Below are 20,795 nucleotides of genomic sequence, written 5' to 3'. Positions count from 1 at the left end.
ATAACGCCTGAATGCCCGGTTATCGGATTTTCCATTGACGATGATAGCGCTCTCGACCACCGGTTATTCACCTGAAACCGGCTTTTGCAGGGATCAGCTTGCGCGCAGGCAATACCGATAAAGGGACTTTCGGTTTCCTGCTTGCTGGTAAGGCTATGGCTGGCTACGGGGACAATATCGATGGCATCGACGAGACAGATCGTTCGCGGAATCGTCCCAGGGCGCTTGCTGGCTTGGACGACGAGCCTGATGGCGACGACGGCGCTGTTCGGGCTTGGCGACGCACTGCCAGTGTTTGCCCAGACTGTTATCATTGATGGCGCCGTCAATCCCAACCCGCCACAACCTGGTTCAAATCTTTACGTCGGCTTAGGGACCGGCGCGCTGACGATTACAGATGGCGCCACAGTTACCAATGCGGACGGCTATATCGGGCACCTCGGTGGCTCCGATGGTACGGTCATCGTGACCGGCGCTGGCTCGACCTGGACCAATACCGGCACGCTCGATGTCGGTAGTGGGGGGACCGGCGCACTGACCATTGCCGATGGTGCCACTGTCACCAATACGAACGGCACAATAGCATACAACTCTGGCTCCAATGGCACAGTCACCGTGACCGGTCCGGGCTCGACCTGGATTAATACCGGCTACCTATATGTCGGTAATCCCAGTACAGGTTCACTGACGATTGAAGATGGCGGGACGGTCACCAGTGCGGTCGGATATATCGGGGTCGGCCGCGAGTCAGATAGCTCAGTTATCGTGACCGGCCCTGGCTCAACCTGGACCAATACCGACACCCTTAGTGTCGGTTACTCTGGCATCGGCGAACTGGTTATTGAAGACAGGGGCGCCGTCCACAACTCCAATGGCTTTATTGGCGAGTTCGCAAATTCAACCGGAACTGTCATCGTGACCGGCGCAGACTCGACCTGGACCAACACCGGTAACCTCTATGTCGGCTATTCCGGCAGCGGCACGCTAACAGTTGAAGATGGTGGTACGGTCAGCAACATGGCCGGTTCTATCGGCAATTTCGCTGACGCCATCGGAACGGTGCTCGTGACCGGAGACGGTTCGACCTGGACGAACCGAGTTCTTGATATCGGCGCTAGCGGCGATGGCACCTTGAATGTCGAGGCGGGCGCGACGGTTATCAGCAGTGGTTCTCTTATTGCAAGCAACGCCGGCTCGACCGGCAAAGCGACGGTGACGGGCGTGGGCTCGAGCTGGCTGAACGATGGTCTGCTTTACGTCGGCAACTACGGCAACGGTACGCTAAACGTCGAGGCTGGCGGAACCGTGACTAGCCTCGTCGGCTATATCGGCTTCTGGTCGTCCTCGATGAGCGCAGCGACGGTGACCGGGCAAGGCTCGAGCCTGACCACCGAAGGTGTTCTTTATGTCGGTGTGAATGGCAACGGCACGCTGCTCGTCGAGAACGGCGGGACGGTCACCAACAGGTTGGCCAGTAATGGCGGTGTGGTCATGGATACGCTCGTCAGCGTCGGCTCCTCCCATGGCTCGGAAGGTCGGGCAACGGTAACCGGCACCGGATCACGCCTGGACAACGGCGGCCGGCTCTATGTGGGCGGCAGCGAGGACGATGCCGGCGGGACCGGTACGTTGACCGTCGAGGACGGTGGCGTGGTTGGCAACACGATCGGCCTTGTCGGGGTCGGATCCAACGCCCTTGGAACGGTCGCCGTCACCGGCGCGGGCTCGGCCTGGACCAATAGCGGCAGCCTCTACATCGGCCGTTCTGGCGCAGGCGCGCTTACCGTCTCGGATGGCGGTTCGGTGTCGTCCGATAACGGAACAGGCCTCGTGGAGATCGCTCAGAACCCAGGCAGCACTGGCACGATAAACATCGGGTCTGCGGCGGGTGACGCTGCGGTCGCTGCGGGCACACTGTTTGCCCACGAAGTGCGGTTCGGAGCGGGGAACGGCACGCTGGTCTTCAATCACACCGGCTCGTTCGCCGGCGGCGCCGCTCATGGTTTCCTGCCCGCGATCACCGGCACCGGAACCATTGATCATCTGGCGGGGGATACTTCCCTCCTGACGGACAGCTTGGGCTTTGGTGGAACCACGTCAGTATCGGGCGGCAGTCTCACCCTTTCCGGGGCACTCGGTGGTTCGGCCACGGTGACGGGTGGCTCCCTGATCGTCCAGGGTGGGATTGCCGGAGATATCAACGTGTCGGGGTCCGGCTCGCTTGGTGGCTCCGGTATGATCGGCGGATCGGTCGATATGGCCGGAGGCGTCTTGCTCGGACGTTCCGGCGCCACACTTACGATCAATAGCGACCTGATGCTGAATGCCAGCTCCAACGTTAATGTGGCGCTTGGCGCGCCGTCCATCACGAGACTGTTCGATGTGGGTGGCAACTTGACGCTCGACGGCACACTCAACATCACCGATGCTGGCGGCTTTGGCGTTGGTGTCTATCGTCTGTTCAACTATGACGGCGTGCTGACCGACAACGGGCTTGTCTTTGGAACCGTACCTCCGGGCATTAACCCCGATGGTCTGTTCATCCAGACTGCTGCGTCCAACCAGGTCAATCTGCTGTCGACATCCGGTGTTGAGCTTGGCTTTTGGGATGGCGGCGACGACGCATTGCACGACAACGACTTGATCGATGGCGGCAATGGCATTTGGCGCGCGGATGGGCGCAACTGGACCGATCATGACGGCGTGCTGAATGGAGCCTATCAGCCCAATCCGACCTTCGCGGTCTTCCAAGGTCAGGCCGGCACCGTCACCGTCGATACCGGCGCTGCCGCGATCGCTGCGACAGGCATGCAGTTCGCGACCGATGGCTATCGTATCGAGGGCGATGCGATCACTCTCGATGGCCTGGGCGGGGAGAGCATCATCCGGGTCGGCGACGGCACGGAGGCCGGAGCGGTAATGAGCGCCACGATCGCCTCGGAGATGACGGGCACCACGCGGCTGGTCCTCTCTGATCGAGGCACGCTCGTACTAGAAGGGGCCAACACCTATACCGGCGGCACCGAGTTGCGTTCGGGCACCCTGTCGGTGTCCAATGACAGCAATCTTGGGGATCTCTCTGGCGATCTGGTCTTTGCTGGCGGAGCGCTGGGGACGACGGCGAGCTTTGATAGCACTCGGGCAACTCAAATCGATGGCGGCTTTGCCGTGCTCGACATCGCTGCCGGAACGACACTCGGCCTTTCGGGGGAGATCAGCGGCGTGGGCGATCTTGTGCATCGCGGCACTGGCACGTTGGTGCTGTCGGGCGCCAATACCTATACTGGCATGACGGTGGTCAACTCAGGCGCGCTGATTGGTGATGCATCCTCGATCCGGGGCATTGTTGCTAGTGGGGGCACAGTCATTTTTGATCAAGTGAATACCGCGAGCTATGCTGGTCATTTCGTCGGAGCCGCAGGCGTATTTGGCGAGATGATCCTGCGCGGCGGCGGCAGGCTGACGCTTGAGGGCACCTCGTTTCTCGACTGGTCGATCGAGGGCGGCACGCTTGTCTCGGCCACGGAGCGCTTCACGGGCGATCTCGACATCGCTTCGGGTGCAGGCTTTGTCTTCGATCAGGCCAGCGATGGCAGCTATGCCGGAGTGGTCTCGGGTTCTGGCGATCTCGCCTTCATCGGCGGCGGCACCATCGCGCTTACCGGCAACAACCCCGGCTTCACTGGCTTCAGCACAATCACCGGTTCGACGCTGATTGTCACCGACACGCTCGGTGGCTCGGCGCTGATCGGCTCGGGCAGTATGCTTGGCGGGTCGGGCACCATCGGCTCGGGAGCCCGCTCACTGGTGACCATCGCATCGGGCGGCACGCTTTCGGGCCAAACCGGCGCGACGCTGACGATAGACGGCCATCTGGCGTTCGACGCGGGCTCAAGCGTGAACGTCGCGCTCGGTGGCCTTTCGACCACGGCGCTGTTCAATGTTGCGGAGAATCTGACGCTGGACGGCACATTGAACGTCTCGGACGCAGGCGGTTTCGGCGCGGGCGTCTATCGCCTGTTCGACTATGGCGGCGCGCTCACCGACAACGGGCTCGATATCGAAACGGCACCAGGCGGCATCGATGCGGACGATCTCACCGTGCAAACCGCTGTGGCGGGGCGCGTCAACCTGATCTCCTCGGCCGGGGTGGATCTCGGTTTCTGGGATGGCGGCGATACGAGCCTGCACGACAATGGCCAGGTCGATGGCGGCGCCGGCGCATGGCGGGCCGACGGGCGCAACTGGACCAGTCAGGACGGCATCGCCAACGGTCCGTATCGTCCGAACCCGACCTATGCCGTATTCCAGGGCAGTGCGGGAACGGTGAGCGTCGATAATAGCGCGGGCGGGCTCGGCGTCGTCGGCATGCAGTTCGTCACGGGCGGTTACCGCATCGAGGGCGACGCGATCGCGCTCGAAAAGAAAAATGGGCAAAGCGTGATCCGCGTCGGCGACGGCTCGGCGGCGGGCGCCTCGACCACGGCGACCATCGGCTCGGCGCTGACTGGCGCATCGAACCTCGTCAAGGACGATCTGGGCACGCTGATCCTGACCGGTGCAAACACCTATGCGGGCGATACGCTCGTGCGGGCCGGCACGCTGATCGGGAACACCACCTCGATCCGCAATAACATCGCCAATGCCGGTACAGTCGTCTTCGATCAGGCGGACTCCGCGACCTTCTCTGGTGATATCACCGGCCTCAACGGTGCGACCGGTGAGATGACCCTACGCGGCGGCGGAGTGCTGACCCTCGCCGGCATCTCGACGCTCGACTGGTCGGTCGAGGACGGTACGCTGGTCTCGGCCTCCAACCGCTTCACCGGCGATCTCGATATCGCCTCGGACGCGGGCTTCATCTTCGACCAGGCTGACAACGGGACCTATGCCGGCATGCTCTCTGGTGCGGGCGAGCTTTCCTTTATCGGCGGCGGCGCTGTCATGCTGACCGGTGACAGTTCGGGCTTTCGTGGCCTGAGCACGGTCGCCGGTTCTACCCTTATCGTCAACCGCACTCTCGGCGGTTCAGCCCTGATCGGCATGGACGGCCGGCTGGCTGGAACCGGCACGATCGGTTCGGGCAGTGGCTCGCAGGTGACCATCGCCTCGGGCGGCACGCTCGCTCCGGGCCACTCGATCGGTACACTGACGGTGGATGGTGACCTGGTGCTGGCCTCCGGCTCGCGCTTCGAGGTCGAGGTCGCACCCGGCGGCACTAACAGCGATCTGGTCACGGTGACCGGCACGGCGACGATTAATGGCGGTACCGTCGCCCATATCGGCATGACCGGCGCCTATGATCCCACGGCGACCTATACGATCCTGTCTGCCGATGGCGGGCTGGCCGCCGGCAGCGCCTTCGACGATGTCACTTCCGACTTCGCCTTCCTCGATCCGACGCTCGGCTATGGCGCCAACGACATTACCCTGACGCTGACCCGCAACGATATCGGCTTTGCCGATGTGGGCATCACGCGCAACCAGATCGCCACGGCGGGTGGACTGGAGAGCCTTGCCTTCGGCAACGACCTTTATGACGCCGTCGTCCAGCTCGACGTGGCGACGGCGCGGTCCGCCTTCGACCAGCTCTCCGGCGAGATCCATGGTTCGGTGATCACCGGGCTCGTCGAGGACAGCCGACAGATCCGCAATGCTGCCAACGATCGCATCCGCGCCGCCTTTGGCGATGTCGCTGCATCGGCCACGCCGGTGCTGGCCTATGGCCCTGACGGTCCGGTGCTCGCTCCGGCCGATGGCGATCATTTTGGCATGAGCGCGTGGGGAACGGCCTATGGCTCGTGGGGATCGACCGACAGCGACGGCAATGCCGCCTTGATCGATCGCTCCACCGGCGGGGTTCTGCTGGGAGCCGACGCTCTGGTCACCGATCAGCTGCGGCTCGGCCTGCTTGCCGGCTATAGTCATTCCAGCGTCGATCTCGATGCGCGTGCATCCTCGGCCAGTATCGACACCTACCATCTCGGCCTTTATGGCGGCACGCAATGGGTTGTGCCGAACGGCACGCTGTCGCTGCGTGGCGGGCTGGCTTACTCCTGGCACGACATCAAGACGGCTCGTTCGGTCGGCTTTATCGGTTTCGCCGATAGCCTCTCGGCCGACTATGACGCCAATACCTTCCAGGCGTTCGGCGAGCTCGGCTACGGTATCGAGACTGACATCGCCCGCTTCGAGCCTTTCGTCAATCTGGCCCATGTCAATGTCAGGACCGACGGCTTTTCCGAGGATGGCGGGGTGGCAGCGCTTTCTGGCGCGAGCGGTTCGAACGGCGTCACTTTCACCACGCTGGGTGTTCGCACGGAGACCGCCATCGATCTGGGCGAGGTCAATGCCCGCCTCAACGGCATGATCGGCTGGCGGCACGCCTTCGGCGACACCATACCCGAAAGCAGCCATGCCTTTGCCGGCTCGGACGTCTTCACCATCGCCGGCAGCCCGATCGGACGTAACGCGCTGGTGCTCGATGCCGGTCTCGATCTCGACCTCACCCCCGACGCCACGCTGGGCCTGTCTTACCAGGGCCAGTTCGCCTCCGGCGCACAGGACCATGGCTTCAAGGCAAACCTTGCCATCCGCTTCTAGGAAACAGCTTTCGTGATCATCAGAAGACCAAAACCCAACCCCACGAGCGCCCTTGCGGCGCTCGTCATCGCAGCCGGTCTAACCACGCCCCTCATGGCGCGGGAGACGGCAACGCCGAGCCTTCTTCCCGGGGGCGCGTCCTCCTTGACCGAGACCCATGGCGACTGGACCATCCGCTGCCAGGTGGTCACGCAAAACGAGACCTTGGAACGCGTCTGTGTCATGGGCCAGCGCCAGACCAATGCCCAGGGCCAGCAGGTGCTCGCCATCGAACTTCTGCCATCGCCCGATGGCCTCGAAGGCGCGCTCGTCCTGCCGTTCGGGCTTGCCGTCACCCAGTCCGTCTCGCTGACCATTGACGAGGGTGAACCCATCACCGCTTCCTTCTCGACCTGTGTGCCCGCCGGCTGCGCCGTGCCCATCGAAGCGGGCAGCGATACGCTCGCTGCCATGCGCGCCGGAAGCCGACTCCTCGTCTCGGCGCCAAACCTCAACGGCCAGAACCTCGAACTGACCGTCTCCCTCACGGGGCTCGCAGCCGCAATAGACCGGATCATCGAACTGACACAGTGACGAAGTAAGCAACCTTAAAGTCGGCTATTCGCTGAAAAGAAACTAACAGCGGACCGGCAGAAAGTCACCCAACTGAAACATGCGCGGCGTAGGATACCTTGACTATGTCGAGCGTGCCAGCCGGATCCTATCGGAAGTTCCGAGCCTTAGGCAGCTTGATCGGTATAGTCTCCGGCTCGGGATAAGATCCAGTATGCCGATTTCGGCATAATGGATCGGGCATGTCACGAGCTTAGGAAGCCCACGGGGATCGGGCACCGGCGAGCCACGGTGAAACTCGTCGCCTCTTCCGTGCGGGAGCGGGAACCCGGCCTCGCGCGAACTCACGCTGGCAAGCTCCGACGACAGATCTGTGAGATGGTGGGCGACGATATAGACCACCTCGCCGTCGCGCTGTACCCTACCCTTTACGCCGATCATGCCGGCGCCGAGCACGATGCGGCGGTACTTTTCGAAGATCCTGGTGCAGACCACGAGATTGGCGACGGCCGTCTCGTCTTCGAGTTTGATGAACATCACGCCCGTGGCGGAGCCCGGGCGCTGACGCACGATCACAAGGCCGGCGATGTCGACCCAGCGGCGGTCGAGCGAAGCAACCGCCTCGGCATACGTCACGATGCGGCGACGCGTTAAGTCCGCCCGGAGGAAGGAAACCGGGTGCTGGCGCAGGGTCAGGCCGACATGGCCGTAATCCTCGACCACCTCGCTGCCCGCCGTCATCGGCCTAAGTGACACGATCGGCTCGTCCTGCTCGGCGACGGATACAGCCTCCCTGTCCGCCGCGGCAGCGAAGAGCGGCAAGGGCTCGTCGCGGCGTGCAAGTCCGATCGATGGTCGGAAGGCGTCAGCCTCTGCGAGCTCGCCGAGGGCGGCCGCAGGTATGGCGGGTCGACGCCAGAGATCGTCGACAGAGCTATAAGGTTGGTCGCTGCGGCAAGAGATCAGGCGCGCAGCTTCGGCATTGCCGAGGCCCTTGACCATACGCAGGCCGAGCCTGACTGCGAGGCGGCCGTCATCGGCGTCGCGCGGTTCCAGCGTGCAGTCCCATCGAGAGGCGTTGACGCAGACAGGGCGGATTTCGACGCCGTGCTGCTGCGCATCGCGGACGATCTTCGCTGGGGCGTAAAATCCCATCGGCTGCGCATTGAGGAGTGCCGCGCAGAACACATCCGGATGCCAGCATTTGATCCAGCTCGAGGCGTAGGCGATCAGAGCGAACGACGCGGCGTGGCTTTCGGGAAAACCGTAGGAACCAAAACCCTCCAACTGCCGAAACGTGCGCTCGGCGAATTCGCGCTCATAGCCGTTATCGACCATGCCTTGGATGAGCTTGTGGCCGAACTTGCTGACGCCGCCGGTATGTTTGAAGGTCGCCATGGCGCGGCGGAGCTGGTCGGCCTCGCCGGCGGTGAAGCCTGCGCATTCGATGGCGACGCGCATGGCCTGCTCCTGAAACAGCGGCACGCCGAGCGTCTTGCCGAGCACCGCCTCGAGCTCAGGCTTGGGATAGACGACATCCTCCTTGCCCTCGCGGCGGCGAAGATAGGGATGCACCATGTCGCCCTGGATCGGACTGGGACGGACGATCGCGACCTCGATGACGAGGTCGTAGAAGGTACGGGGCTTGATCCGCGGCAGCATGGCCATCTGCGCACGGGATTCGATCTGGAAGGTGCCGAGCGTGTCGGCCCTGCGGATCATCGCGTATGTGCGTGTTTCCTCGGCCGGGATCGTCGCGAGGTCGAGCCGGATTGCCTTATGCTCGGCGAGGAGGTCGAAAGCGGGGCCATAGTCGAGCTTCTCGATCAGGCGCAGCTCGTGCTCGAGGCTGCGCTGGACCTTGCCCGGCAGGCCTTCCAGATAGCGTTCGGTCGCGCCCTCCCAAGTCAGCTTTTCAAGCGCCTGCTGGGACGCAAGTTCCGGGTAGAGCTTCTCTTCGGGATACTGATAGGCGAGTTCGTCGAGTCGGAATTTGCAGCGCTCCACGATCTTGATCGTGCGGGCGAGCGCCTTCGGATATCGGCCGGTCGGTCGGATAGACGAGTACCGACATGCCTTCAGTGTGGCTCCGACCAAGGTGGCAAAGTCCAAGATGCCAGACTTCATCGCGCCAACAGCTCTGCGAGACGCTGGAACGGCCACCATCAGTTGAAGGCTGGATCCACGAGATCAAGTTCGACGGCTACCGCATCCAGATGCGGATCGAAACCAGTGAGGTCACGCTAAAAACCCGAAAAGGTTTGGACTGGACCGGGAAATATCCCGCCATCGCTGATTCCGCCGCAGTCCTGCCCGATGCTATCATCGACGGCGTGCCAGATTTTGCCGCACTGCAGGCGGCCCTTTCGGAGGGTAAGACCCATGCAATGGTCTACTTTGCCTTCGACCTGTTGTTCGAAGGCAATGAGGATCTCCGTGAAATTCAGCTGACCAAGCGGAAGGAACGGCTGCAAAAGCTGCTGGAATACGCTGGCGAGAATCCGCGCTTGGGTTTCGTTGAGCAGTCGAGACAGGTGGCGATGCGGTCCTCAGATCAGCTTGCCGGCTGTCGCTCGAAGGAATTGGTTCGAAACAGGTGATGTCCCTACCAGTCAGGCCGCTCCGAGACCTGGGCCAAATCAAAATGCCGCTCCGGCCATGATGTTGTCATTGGAGCCTATGCCAAGACCAACGGCAAATTTCGCTCCCTGCTGGCCGGTGTCAACCGCGGCGACCACTTCGTTTATGTCGGACGGGTCGGCACAGGCTACGGCGCAAAGGTGATCGACACGATCTTGCCAAAACTGTGCGAAATCGAGACCAGCAAGTCGCCGTTCACCGGGATAGGGGCTCCGAAGAAGGATCCGAACATCGTCTGGGTCAAGCCGGTGCTGGTCTCCGAAATTCAGTTCGCGGGCTGGACAGCCAACGGCCTTGTGCGCCAAGCGGCATTCAAAGGTTTGCGAGAGGACAAGCCCGCCGAAAAGCCAACGTCACCGAGTTCCCCCAGAGGTACCCGATCCGGAGACCGAGGCGAAGGCACCTGCGACAGCAACTTCGAAATCCTACAGGAAGGGTGCAAAGCCAATGTCATGGGGGTGTTAATCTCCAGTCCGGAAAACCGCTTTGGCCAGACTCGAAGGACGACAAGCTCGTGACCAAGGCGGAGCTTGCACAATATTACGAAGCTGTCGGCCCGTGGCTCATTGTTCATATCGAGGGCCGACCATGCTCGATCATTCGTACGCCGGATGGTATCGGTGGCGAACAGTTCTTCCAGCGGCATGCAATGCCTGGAACGTCAAACCTGATTGAACTGATGACAGCCTTCGGCGACAAGAAACCCTATTTGCAAGATCAATCGGGTCGAGGGGTTGATTGCGGTCGCCCAGATTGGTGCAACCGAGTTGCATCCATGGAGTTGCGAACCGAAACAGCCAGAAGTCCCGGGCGCCTCGTTTTCGATCTCGATCCCGGCCCCAATGTCCCCTTCTCCACCGTGGTCGAAGCTGCCCGCGAAATGCGCGATCGGCTGGAGGAGCTTGGCCTTGTCAGCTTCTGCAAGACCACCGGCGGCAAGGGTCTGCACGTCGTCACGCCACTTGCTGTGGCGAAGGGCAAAAAACTGGCATGGCCGGAGGCGAAAGGTTTTGCCCATGACATCTGCCTGCAGATGGCGCGCGACAACCCGGAACTCTATCTGATCAAGATGGCCAAGAACCAGCGCAACGGCGCCGTGGCGCCACGGAGTCAATGCCGCTGACCTGGAGCCAGGTGAAGACGGATCTGGATCCGAAGCGGTTCACCATACGCACCGTCGCTGCCCTGTTGAAGAAGACAACGGCGTGGCAGGATTATTGCAACGGTCAGCGGTCGCTCGAACATCGGGCGATCAAGCGGCTGGCGAAGTCGATGAAGCAGGGAGCATGAATGCACGATCCGTCAGATGCCAGAGCGTCGATCCATTTCTTTGAGGGCAGATTGCACTTCATTGATCGAAACCGGCCTTAGTGTTCCCGGCCGTGACGGCCGGCTTCGAGTCGATCGCGTAAAAGTCCGATGCCGATGCTGCGAGGATTGTCCCGCTTAGCAGCGGTAGAAAGCGTCGCCGCTTTCACGACATCAATTGGCCGCCGAAACCGAACTCCCCTATGGCGCCAGAACGGCTGGTCCCAGTGCTTTTGCACTTTTGGCCACTTGCTCTGAATGACGTCGATCATGGCTTTACCCTCAGCTTACGTGTGGATCCTGTCTCGCTGTCGACGGGACGCGACCAGGCCGTTTGTGTTGGGCGCGAGCAGATCGTGTTTTTCGGCTAAGGCGACAAACAGACTCCGCGCCGTCTCAGCTTCGATCTCACCTCGCAGAGCAGCGCGGGAGGCCTTGAGCGCTACCGAATGCGCGGCGTCTCGCATTGAAGCCGGCCACTCAGCCAGATGATGGCAGGCATCCATCACATTGCGAACTTCTGCCGGAAAACCGAGGCCGACAAGGATAGAAACAGGTTCTCTGAACATATCGGGCTTCATGATTCTCTCCTTCCTAACCCGGATGTTGAGGGAGTCGACGCACGCGCCGGCACCCTCGAGAGAGGATTTGCGTCAAGCAGCCTTCTTATGGCCTTCGATCCGCGGCGTCGAAGACGTCAGTGCGGCTGCACTCTGGATAGGAATTTTCCGTGGCTTCAGTTCTTCTGGTATCTCGCGGATGAGATCAATCGACAGAAGACCGTTGGACAGATCCGCACCGTTGACCCTGACATGGTCAGCAAGCTCGAACCGGTGTTCGAACGGCCGACCGGCAATGCCGCGATGCAGATAGCCGTCAGCAGAAGCTTCCTGCTTCTTGCCGGTGATTGTTAGAAGATTGGACTGGAACGTGATGTCGAGATCGTCCTGGGCAAAGCCCGCCACGGCAATCGAGATCCGGTAGCTGTCATCACCCGTCTTGACGATGTCATATGGCGGCCAGTCACTGATTGAAAGAGCGCGCTGGGCGTTTTCCAGGAGATCGAAAACCCGATCGAAGCCCACGCTTGACCGAAACAGGGGTGCATAGTCGAAAGATGTTGCCATAGCCATATCCTCCTTGAAGCAACATGGTTACGGAAGAACCGAAAGACGGTGCCTCCAGCAAAGCCAGCCCGTCATCAGCGGCTGGCAGCAATCGATTTGGTTTTTGAGATTTTCGAATTCAAGAGCAGACGGAGAAAAATTTTCGTCTGTGTTTCGTCTTCCGCCTATCGGTTCAATACAGCTTATAAACGGCGGCGTTATCCTGAACTTCGCGCAGGCCTTTATAGGAGGCGTGACGCAAATTGCCATCGTCGGTCCATCCCCGAAATTCGATCTCGGCGATCAGCTTTGGTTGAGCGGAAACATAGTTGCTGCCCTTGATTGGAACGACGGGCGTCCGTCAGAGTATCGAGCGTCTTTCAGATAAGCAGCTTCTTTCCGGCTGAATCCCGTACCGACCGCGCCGACATAAATTCAATCATGGCCGCAACGGGCGGCGAGCAGCAGGCTGCCAATGCCGCTACGGGCCTCAGCCGATTGCTCGTAACCGACGACCATGAAGCTCTCGCTTTGGACGCATTTGATCTTCAGCCAGTCGCCCTCGGCCGGATCGATAAGAGCTGTCGCGATGTTTCGCGATCAGACCTTCAAGGCCGAGGTTACAGGCGTGAGCAAGCAGTTCCGCTCCATCCCCGGAGACCTCCTCGGAGAGACGGATTGCCTCGGCCGCCGAGCAAGCGCTGCAGCGCACAGAAATCGGCACGGCCGTCATCATTAAGGACGACTGCCTCGCCGTCGAGGACCGCCGTACCAACATCAAGCCTATAGGCCGCCGCGACGATGTTCGGAAAACGATGTGTCCGGTCATGGCCGCCTCGCGTGATGATCCGGACACTCTTCGGCTCTATATGGACGGCCAGCCGATATCCGTCCTATTTGACCTCATAGAGCCAATCAGGATCGACGGGAGGAACTGGTCTCAAGAGGCCAGGCAGAGCTCGATCCGACATGGGTTCAAGGGAAGATTGGGTTGCGCCGGATCGAAACGCTGTCGTCGTTGAGCAGCGGCTAGGATCGTTTTGGCTTGGTTGTCGTCATTTGCCCGAGCGTTTCTCCGCAGCCACCGATTTACGAAGGGCGTCCATGATATTGATGACGTTATTGGGAGCGGCTTTCTCGGGGCAGAAGGTTTTGCCTTGCCAGGCTTCTTCTGCTTTTTCTTCTTGTCTGCGATGATATCGAGTAACCGTTCCTGAACCGGATCGATGACCAGCTCTGCGTCCCAATGCCGACTCTGCTTTTTGATCAGTTGCTTCACCAGGGTTATCATCTCGGAATCCGCTGTCTCATCGCCAAGGCTGCCAAAATAGGCGTCCTCGTCCCGGACTTCGTCCCCATATCGCAACGTCCACAGCACGATACCCTTGCCGCGTGCCTGGAGCAGGACGGCCCGCTCGTGCCGGGTGATGACCAGTCCATGGATCGCGGATGACAGAGAATGCGTCGTGCCCGGCGGGATCGTTCGGGTAGAGATAATGGGCGTGTCCAGCTAGATCCATTCGACGCTGTCACGCGGTGCAAAGGTCGCGATATCGATTGTTTTGGTGCTGTCGAGCGCGACGCTTTCCAGCTCATCATCTTCCAGCATGACGTAGTCGTTCTCGCCGCGCTGATAGCCTTTCACCTCATCCTCGTCCTTCACCTCTTTTTCCAGTAACGGAATCGACGTAGTGACTGACAATGAGGTTCTGAGTATCTCGATTGAGCGTATTAAACTTTACCTTTTCGTTGTCAGAGGTGGCAGGAATCATTTGTACCAGGCATGTAACCACCGATAGCTTGAGGTAGCCTTTCCAGTGGGATGGCGGCAACCGTCGCCTTCTTCATGCCGTCGCGCAAAACCACGAAAGCACCGGTGCCCATCCTGGAAGCGAGATAGTATGCTTGTCGAAATAGACGTCGTCGATCTCGTTTGGATCAATCGGGGATTTCTCCCAGCATCAATCTCCATTTTTTCCGTGCGTGCGGGAACGACAAGCTTTTCGAGGCGAGGTTTTTGCCTATCAATGAGTCATCCATTGAAATCTCCTGTTTAGCATCTGCTAAATTCCGAGCGCCACTCGAAGGACCTGGAACTCATTTGCTACGCAGCCGGGCGCCAAGACACAGGCCGACTATTATTATCGTTTCCAGTCATCGGCCAAGAGGATTCAGGTTTTGTCTAAAACAGACGTTGGTGATCTCATCTGGAATCATGTGCCGCGCCGGCATTTTAGTCGGACATCAAACTCACCGTCTCAGCCGAACAGCTCTGTAGAGACGGACCAACCTTTCCTTCCGCTTCCCTGCGGCAGCCCCGAAGCATGAGTGAGCGACGAACTGAGTGTTCCGACCGAACTATACGTTCAATTGTCGATATTTGCTGCACAGCGGACAACAGCAAAAACTTTCACTGGTTGGGGCAACTACACTTTGCGAAACGCCTGGGCGATTGAAAGAAACTGATAGCGATTCTGTGCCAAGGACAGTGGCAGGCGATTTCAATTATCGTATGGCGGAAAGACGATGGCTACAGAGTGCTCCTTGCCTAACCACTTTTGTGGTGTCATGGGCTAAGTACCGCCAATCAACTCACGTATCCATGAGCGATGAGCATCTGTGGCTCAAACTACCGACCATCCACCTGGTCCATCCGGCAATTTGTATAGGCGCCTAGTACCAGCGTCCACGACCATAGAAGCCGCCGCCTAAAAGCAGAACGACAAGAACGATGATGAGAATTGTGGTGAGATCCATGTAGGCTCCTATAAGCGCCAATTGCACTTCGACTTCAAAACGTCCGCTACACGCTTTCGTTCCAGCGGAACAATCTGAACGCAGCCCGCTCGCTGCATACGCGGGGAAAACGCACTCGCGCTGAAGCGGTGTGCGCGGTTGATCGCTGACGAATGCCGATAGACGGAGAACATGTTGTGGAACGATAGGTGAACCCAATCGTTGCGTTTGTGAAGGGACAAAACCAACCTCCCTCGTTTAGGAAATTTCATGAAAAATATTCTGTCGGGCCTTTGCGCGGCGACGCTTGCGTTGAGCTTTGGATTTGCCAGCCTTGCGCCAGTCACCGCGGCTCCCGCATTCGTCCCCAAGCCCAGCGAAGCTTCCGAGAGCATTCAGAATGTCCAGTTCAGTCCGGTCAGGCGGCACAAAGGAAACCGCGCCGAAAACCGGATGGAACGGCGCAAAGGCGGATTCGAACGCCGAGGAAATGAAGCCTATTACAATGGCCACCGTGGCTACAATGAACCGCGCCGCGGCTACCGGCAGCACAACGGCGTGTGGTTCCCGGCGGCAGCCTTCATAGCCGGCGCGATCGGCGGCGGCGCGATTGATAACCAGCCGCGCGCGCGCGGCAATGCCCACGTCCAATATTGCTACGATCGCTACCGTTCATATCGGGCTTCCGACAATACGTTTCAGCCAAACAGTGGTCCGCGCCGGCAGTGCATCTCGTCCTGAACCGGGACGAAACAGCACAGAAAACCCGCCGCCGAAAGGCGGCGGGTTTTCTCGCGCTAGCTGCACGGGTCAGCAAGCTTGCAATCATCCAAGGCCCGATCGTCATCATGATCGAGAATTCCGCAGCGGCCTCATCTGGAACCTAATCATGAGCGCGCCGGAAGTGCAAGCCGCCTGCGGAAGCTGGGCTAAAAGCCATCTGTCAACACCTGCGGTGTCATGCCTGTACAAGCGTAATGCTTACCGCAACATCCATAGCGACGAAGTCCCCTGGCGCGCCGACGTAGCCACCAACGATCGGCATGATCTGGCGGTTGCTGCGGGCAACGGCAACCGGGATGAGACTGGCGCCGCCCAGCCGGCGGGTCGAAGGCGATCCATCCCGCGCCGGGAAGATAGACTTCCGCCCACGCATGGGTCGATCCGGGGTGGTCGGCGCCTTGCTGTGCATTGCACAGATATCCCGAGACGGCGCGTGCACCGACACGGAGATAGCGGATCGCCTCGATGAAGAGCGCGGCGATGTCCCGGCACGAGCCGCTCGCCAACGCCAGCGTCTCCAGCGGAGTCTGCGTCCCTCTTCGTCACGGACGCGATAGGCTACGAAACCGAGGATGCCGGCGTTGATGTCTTTGAGAAGTGAAAGCGTGTCGGTTGTCGCGCCTCGAACAAACGCTCGTGCCCATGCGCCAATCCTTCCCTCCGGATCGCCATGTTCCGGAATGCAAAGCGTGCCCAGATCGTCGGAAGAATATGCGAATGGGAAAGAGTGCGCCTCGGGCGTGATCCGAAACAGCGGCCACGCCCCAGCCGACTGCTCGACAGTGAATTCGCTGGTGGTGACCAGCTCGTCGGTTGGTTCGGAGAACAGGGCGGTGGCGATCAGATTGCCGAATATGTCCTGCGCCCACTCGAGCTACGCGACGGGCAAGCAAGACAGCGAATTCACTAGCACAGCGATGTCATAATTACCGCGCGGTCGCAGAATCATGCGATGCGGCTGGAACGCGAAGGGACGTGCGTAGCGATAGGTAGTCCTGTGGTAGACCTCCAGTTTCATCTGACTTGGCGAAGGGCGGTCGGGCACGCCGTGGCCCTAAATGGAATTCTCGTGCAAAGTCCTCTGGGCCAAAGCCGAAATAACCACCGACGGCTGTAGAACGCTGTCCCAGCATGATAGTTGCTGCGTTGCACAAAATGATGTGCAAGCCCCCGGAATGCCGAGCGACCGTCTGACAGTGCCCCGTAGTTCCTGCCGCAGCCCAAGCAGATCGCGTTTGCGCTGGACGGCCGCCTCGCTCTCGGCCTAGCGGAACCAAAGTGCGCGCAGACTGTTACAGATACAGGTACGAACGGTCACGCGGCACGTTCCACACAATTGGTGTGTTCGATACCACGAAGTCAAAGCCGCGGATCGGAACATGCAATGAAATTGATCACAATTGCAGCGTCTGTGGCGCTGGCCTCCCTGCTCGGCGTCTGCCCGGCATTCGCTGTCTGCAACATCTCTGACGCAAAACTTGAAGAGGCAGTCCTAAAAAGCCCGGAACTGCGAGACCCTCAAAATCGTCAGCTCGTACGCGACCTGCGTACGTTGCGCGATGCCGCATTCCTTCTGTGGTCCTATGGCCTGCATGACGATTGCGAGCGCGTCCTTGCCAACATTCGCGAGTTGATCGCATCGCCCTCGATGGGACAACTTGGCGGTAATGACGAGGACGAAGCAGATCAGCAGCTTGCGGCCAGCGAACCTCAAACGCACCAGGGTGGCGAAATCCAGGGCAATCGTGATGCACCGTATGCTCTTCCTCTAATCGATATCAACGAACTCGGCCCTGGTCTGCGCGTCGACGAGATCGTCGGTTCCGAGGTCCGTAGTTCGGATGACAGGATCGTGGGGGAAGTCCGCAACGTCGTCATTGGCACCAAGGATAGGTGGGATTATGCAATCGTGGCCTCGGGCGGGTTTTTTATTCCCGGCAAGGACAGCATCGTCGTCCCGCTTCGCTATCTGCAGGTAAACCAGACGCGGAGCAGCTTCTTCCTGCGCATCTCCAGCGCCGAGGTCAAAACCGTGCCACTTATGCCCGACCAGGATTATCTCTGGCTGGCAGATGAGAAATGGCGCGCGACAAACGATGCGATCTTCCAAAGTCTCATTCCGGATACCGCTGGTTCGAACTCGTCTCTTCCAGCAGACGCCAGCGCCAAGTGAGAGGTAAAGGGATGATTTGTGTGCTAATTAAACACCAACCATGACCGCAATGGTGGCCGACAGTCGCGATAGTAATCGCTGACGCGGCTATCAGGCCTTCGAGGCTACGCTGCGCCGAGGCCGTCCGGACCGAGCGAAACCGGATTTGAATCGCGCACGAGATTCTTGTTTCGGCACGCAAAACCGACGGCTAACTCTCTTGCAGATTTCGTTCATGTATAGATCCTCCACCGCTGTCGCTCACTGCCAGAACCGCTTCGCGCCCACTAGGGGAGGGTCGAGCAATCTTTTCGTTCGGTTCTATCAAGCAGCAATAGCGCCGGAAGCAGTCAGGGCTTCGAATTGCGAAGGTCTCGGAGCCGTTTGACTGCTCGACGGCAAGGGTCTTGTCGGCGGGATTGGGGCCAACTCGCTTGTGTCGGGCATCGTGTCTCTATCCACACGTCGCGCGAACGACGTGGCCGGAGGTCGGATCGGTTTCGACGGTGACGCGATTGTCGCGCCAATCCTCGTTGATGGGATCGCCTGGCCCGATCTGGCGCACGATCGTCGGCCCTGTAACACGTTTGGCGTCGGCATCGGTCGGCTTACTCTAGCCGACGAGACGTTGCGCAGCGTCCGGAACGCAGACGCCACAGGGGCCTGCGTGCTCCCGCCCGGCGTGCAAGCCGGCAAGCGCCAGAAGGGCTACGGTGGCAATGAAGGGTCTCAAGCGGTCATGATGAATCGAACATCCTTTGACTTTGAGCCGGGATAATAGCCGAACAGTTGTTACATGCTGCTTGCTGCTGTCCTTAATAAGTATTTTGGATTGTTCATTATTATCCCTTTTTTGAAGATTGAGAGGCGCGTGAGATGATCGATCCTGCAATCCGGCAACAAACCGTCGCCAAAGACGTTCAGAAACGTTGCGCTTCGTGTCTATGGGGTTTTTACGTGCAACACCGCGTCAGCATTCAAGATCTGGGCATTCTCGCAGCGGGTCTGCTGGTGCTTTTCTATCTTGCCTTTGAGTTGGATATTTTCCTAACCGAAGGAGCCCGGACGGAAGCCCAACAGCGTCTTGAACTGGATGAAGTGCTTCTCCTCGGTGGATCGCTCACGCTTGGGCTCCTGATCTTTGCCTTCCGGCGGCACCAAGATCAGAAACGCGAGATCGTCCGTCGCACTGCAGCCGAACACAAAGCGAGGGAACTCGCTTATCAGGATCCCCTGACCGGTCTGCCGAATCGGCGGCAATTCGAAGAAGCGCTCAATCAGGCTGCGGCGTCACCGCCTGAGGCGGGCTTGAACCATGCCGTCTTTCTCCTGGATCTGAACGGCTTCAAGCAGATCAACGATACCTATGGCCATGGGATCGGCGACGAGGTGCTCGTCATTGTCGCCCAGCGTCTTCTGAGCGCCATGCGCGATGGCGATCTCGTGGCGCGCCTCGGCGGCGATGAATTCGTCGTGCTCGCCCGCCATCTGATGGGACCGGAGGCCGCGTCGAATGTTGCCTTGCGCATCCTCGAAGGGCTTCGGGAGCCGATCGCGACGGGAAGCAGCAGCCATCAGATCGGTGCCGGCGTCGGCATTGCCCTGCTGCCCGATGACGCGGGAGATGCCCGCGAAGCCCTGCGCAAGGCGGATGTCGCGCTCTACCGCGCCAAGACGGAACGTCGCTCCGCCTTCCGCTTCTTCGAGGAAGATATGGATCGCCTGCTGCGCGAACGAGAGCACATGGAGCGCGATCTGAGACAGGCTCTTAAAGACGGTCGCATCGAACCGCGCTTTCAGCCGTCATTCGATTTGAAGAGCGGCGCGGTGGTCGGCTTCGAGGCGGTACCGAACTGGACCTCCGACGCGGGCGACGACGTTCCTCCGGAGCGGTTTCTGCCGATCGCCCAGGAAAGCGGCCTGATTCACGAGCTTGCGAGCCACGTCCTGCAGCGCGCGTGTAGGGCAGCGGCCGGCTGGCCAGATCGGATCATCCTGTCGATGGATGTGTTGCCCGGGCAGATTGCGGATGCGAATCTTGGATCGCACATTCTTGAGATTCTCAAGAGTGCAGCGCTCGATCCCCATCGCCTCGAAATCGAAATTGCCGAAAGCACCATCGTCCAGAACCTCGAAGCGGCCAAGGCCGCCTTCGCCCCACTCAGGGAAGCCGGCGTCAGCATCGCGCTAGACAATTTCGGAACGGGCTATTCGAACCTGTACCACATGCAGGAATTCCGCATCGATAAGGTCAAGATCGCCCGTCGCTTGGTCGAGAATATGGGCGGGGAAGATGCTGATCGCATGGTGCGGGCCTTGGCCGGTCTTGGTCAAGGCCTCGGACTGACCGTCAGCGCCGATGGTCTCAGCAGTCGCGCAACCACGGGTGAAGCTCTTCTGAACTCCGGTGTAGAGGAAGGTCAGGGTACCGGACAACTGCTCTCCGCCATGCAAGCAAAGGAACTGATTGACCATCCGATTCGAGGGGGCTTGCCGGGCTCATTATAGCGGCTCATGGATTTACAACATGCGGTTGAGAGCCAGCGTTCCACGCTCAATCCGCCAAGGCTCAGCACCTATAGGGCGTTCTAAAAGCTAGGATAGGAAGCAGCAGCTACGCCGAAAGGTCGAGGTAGGGTCAATCGATAGTAACTCATCGTAATTTGTGCGGTTACGTGTCGTTGTCGAGTGGAACCGCGAAACTGTAATGCCCATCTCCTACGCTCCTGGCCCGCCACGCCGTTTTACGCAAAACTACGATAAAGCTCGCTGATCCACGCCGTTCAACAGCCATTGTTCTCATCAGGTACGCCCGCTTCGAACACGGTGTCGAGCCGGAGTGCGTTCGTGCCTAGCATACCGGGTACTTCCACGTCGAATCCCTTTGAATTCGTTTTCTGGGAATGTGAATGAAA

The 20,795-nt window shown here is 59.8% G+C and carries 12 protein-coding genes and 4 pseudogenes; 8 read left to right on the top strand and 8 right to left on the bottom strand.

Annotation, left to right across the window (positions count from 1 at the left end; genetic code table 11):
- Positions 1 to 180: 180 nt before the first annotated feature.
- Together ABFT80_RS23150 and ABFT80_RS23145 are read left to right on the top strand one after the other, a co-directional pair.
- The gene (locus ABFT80_RS23150; protein WP_347974321.1) at positions 181 to 6,603 is read left to right on the top strand and encodes an autotransporter domain-containing protein; all 6,423 of its coding nucleotides are present in this window, start codon (positions 181 to 183) and stop codon (positions 6,601 to 6,603) included.
- Between the two features lie 144 nt (positions 6,604 to 6,747).
- A complete protein-coding gene (locus ABFT80_RS23145) occupies positions 6,748 to 7,176 on the top strand; it encodes an invasion associated locus B family protein (protein WP_347974320.1) in 429 nt (142 codons plus the stop codon).
- A 102-nt stretch (positions 7,177 to 7,278) separates the two neighbouring features.
- On the opposite strand, the gene ABFT80_RS23140 is transcribed toward ABFT80_RS23145, so the two are convergent.
- A complete protein-coding gene (locus ABFT80_RS23140) occupies positions 7,279 to 9,282 on the bottom strand; it encodes a helix-hairpin-helix domain-containing protein (protein WP_455189991.1) in 2,004 nt (667 codons plus the stop codon).
- On the opposite strand from ABFT80_RS23140, the pseudogene ligD (ABFT80_RS28140) reads away from it, so the two are divergent.
- The 3 genes and pseudogenes from ligD (ABFT80_RS28140) to ABFT80_RS23120 form a co-directional block, all read left to right on the top strand.
- A pseudogene (gene ligD / locus ABFT80_RS28140) lies at positions 9,260 to 10,133 on the top strand (non-homologous end-joining DNA ligase); the annotation flags it as partial. The gene ABFT80_RS23140 and the pseudogene ligD (ABFT80_RS28140) overlap by 23 nt on opposite strands.
- Positions 10,134 to 10,231: 98 nt before the next feature.
- Positions 10,232 to 10,918 carry a non-homologous end-joining DNA ligase LigD gene (ligD, locus tag ABFT80_RS23125; RefSeq protein ID WP_455189990.1) on the top strand — a complete coding sequence of 229 codons (687 nt, stop codon included), beginning with the start codon at positions 10,232 to 10,234 and terminating at the stop codon, positions 10,916 to 10,918.
- A pseudogene (locus ABFT80_RS23120) lies at positions 10,891 to 11,085 on the top strand (hypothetical protein); the annotation flags it as partial. The gene ligD (ABFT80_RS23125) and the pseudogene ABFT80_RS23120, both read left to right, overlap by 28 nt.
- A 77-nt stretch (positions 11,086 to 11,162) precedes the next feature.
- On the opposite strand, the gene ABFT80_RS23115 reads toward ABFT80_RS23120, so the two are convergent.
- The 5 genes and pseudogenes from ABFT80_RS23115 to ku all read right to left on the bottom strand — a co-directional run bounded on the left by ABFT80_RS23115 (position 11,163) and on the right by ku (position 13,981).
- A complete protein-coding gene (locus ABFT80_RS23115; protein WP_347974316.1) occupies positions 11,163 to 11,375 on the bottom strand; it encodes a hypothetical protein in 213 nt (70 codons plus the stop codon).
- 15 nt (positions 11,376 to 11,390) lie between these two features.
- A complete protein-coding gene (locus tag ABFT80_RS23110) occupies positions 11,391 to 11,684 on the bottom strand; it encodes a DUF982 domain-containing protein (protein ID WP_347974315.1) in 294 nt (97 codons plus the stop codon).
- A gap of 72 nt (positions 11,685 to 11,756) precedes the next feature.
- Positions 11,757 to 12,230: an Hsp20 family protein gene (locus ABFT80_RS23105; protein ID WP_347974314.1), complete on the bottom strand. Its 474-nt coding sequence runs from the start codon at positions 12,228 to 12,230 to the stop codon at positions 11,757 to 11,759.
- A gap of 172 nt (positions 12,231 to 12,402) precedes the next feature.
- A pseudogene (locus tag ABFT80_RS23100) lies at positions 12,403 to 13,245 on the bottom strand (ATP-dependent DNA ligase).
- Between the two features lie 19 nt (positions 13,246 to 13,264).
- Positions 13,265 to 13,981, bottom strand: a pseudogene (ku, locus tag ABFT80_RS23095) (non-homologous end joining protein Ku).
- A gap of 1,234 nt (positions 13,982 to 15,215) precedes the next feature.
- Between ku and ABFT80_RS23090 the strand changes: the two are divergent.
- The gene (locus ABFT80_RS23090; RefSeq protein ID WP_347974313.1) at positions 15,216 to 15,686 is read left to right on the top strand and encodes a BA14K family protein; all 471 of its coding nucleotides are present in this window, start codon (positions 15,216 to 15,218) and stop codon (positions 15,684 to 15,686) included.
- Positions 15,687 to 15,874: 188 nt separating this feature from the next.
- Here ABFT80_RS23090 and ABFT80_RS23085 read toward each other — a convergent pair whose 3' ends face one another.
- Together ABFT80_RS23085 and ABFT80_RS23080 are read right to left on the bottom strand one after the other, a co-directional pair.
- Complete coding sequence (locus ABFT80_RS23085) at positions 15,875 to 16,234, bottom strand: transglutaminase-like domain-containing protein (RefSeq protein ID WP_347974312.1); 360 nt, start codon at positions 16,232 to 16,234, stop codon at positions 15,875 to 15,877.
- A gap of 368 nt (positions 16,235 to 16,602) precedes the next feature.
- Positions 16,603 to 16,746 (bottom strand): transglutaminase N-terminal domain-containing protein, encoded by a 144-nt coding sequence (locus ABFT80_RS23080; protein WP_347974311.1) that lies wholly within the window; start codon positions 16,744 to 16,746, stop codon positions 16,603 to 16,605.
- 366 nt (positions 16,747 to 17,112) lie between these two features.
- Between ABFT80_RS23080 and ABFT80_RS23075 the strand changes: the two genes are divergently transcribed.
- Both ABFT80_RS23075 and ABFT80_RS23070 read left to right on the top strand, forming a co-directional pair.
- The gene (locus ABFT80_RS23075) at positions 17,113 to 17,901 is read left to right on the top strand and encodes a PRC-barrel domain-containing protein (RefSeq protein ID WP_347974310.1); all 789 of its coding nucleotides are present in this window, start codon (positions 17,113 to 17,115) and stop codon (positions 17,899 to 17,901) included.
- Between the two features lie 855 nt (positions 17,902 to 18,756).
- Positions 18,757 to 20,388 (top strand): putative bifunctional diguanylate cyclase/phosphodiesterase, encoded by a 1,632-nt coding sequence (locus ABFT80_RS23070; protein WP_347974309.1) that lies wholly within the window; start codon positions 18,757 to 18,759, stop codon positions 20,386 to 20,388.
- Positions 20,389 to 20,795: the final 407 nt, after the last annotated feature.

This window comes from Foliimonas ilicis (assembly GCF_039939195.1).
Classification (GTDB): domain Bacteria; phylum Pseudomonadota; class Alphaproteobacteria; order Rhizobiales; family Rhizobiaceae; genus Foliimonas; species Foliimonas ilicis.
Note: the sequence above shows the minus strand (reverse complement) of the source record. Positions and strands in the feature narration are given on the sequence as shown.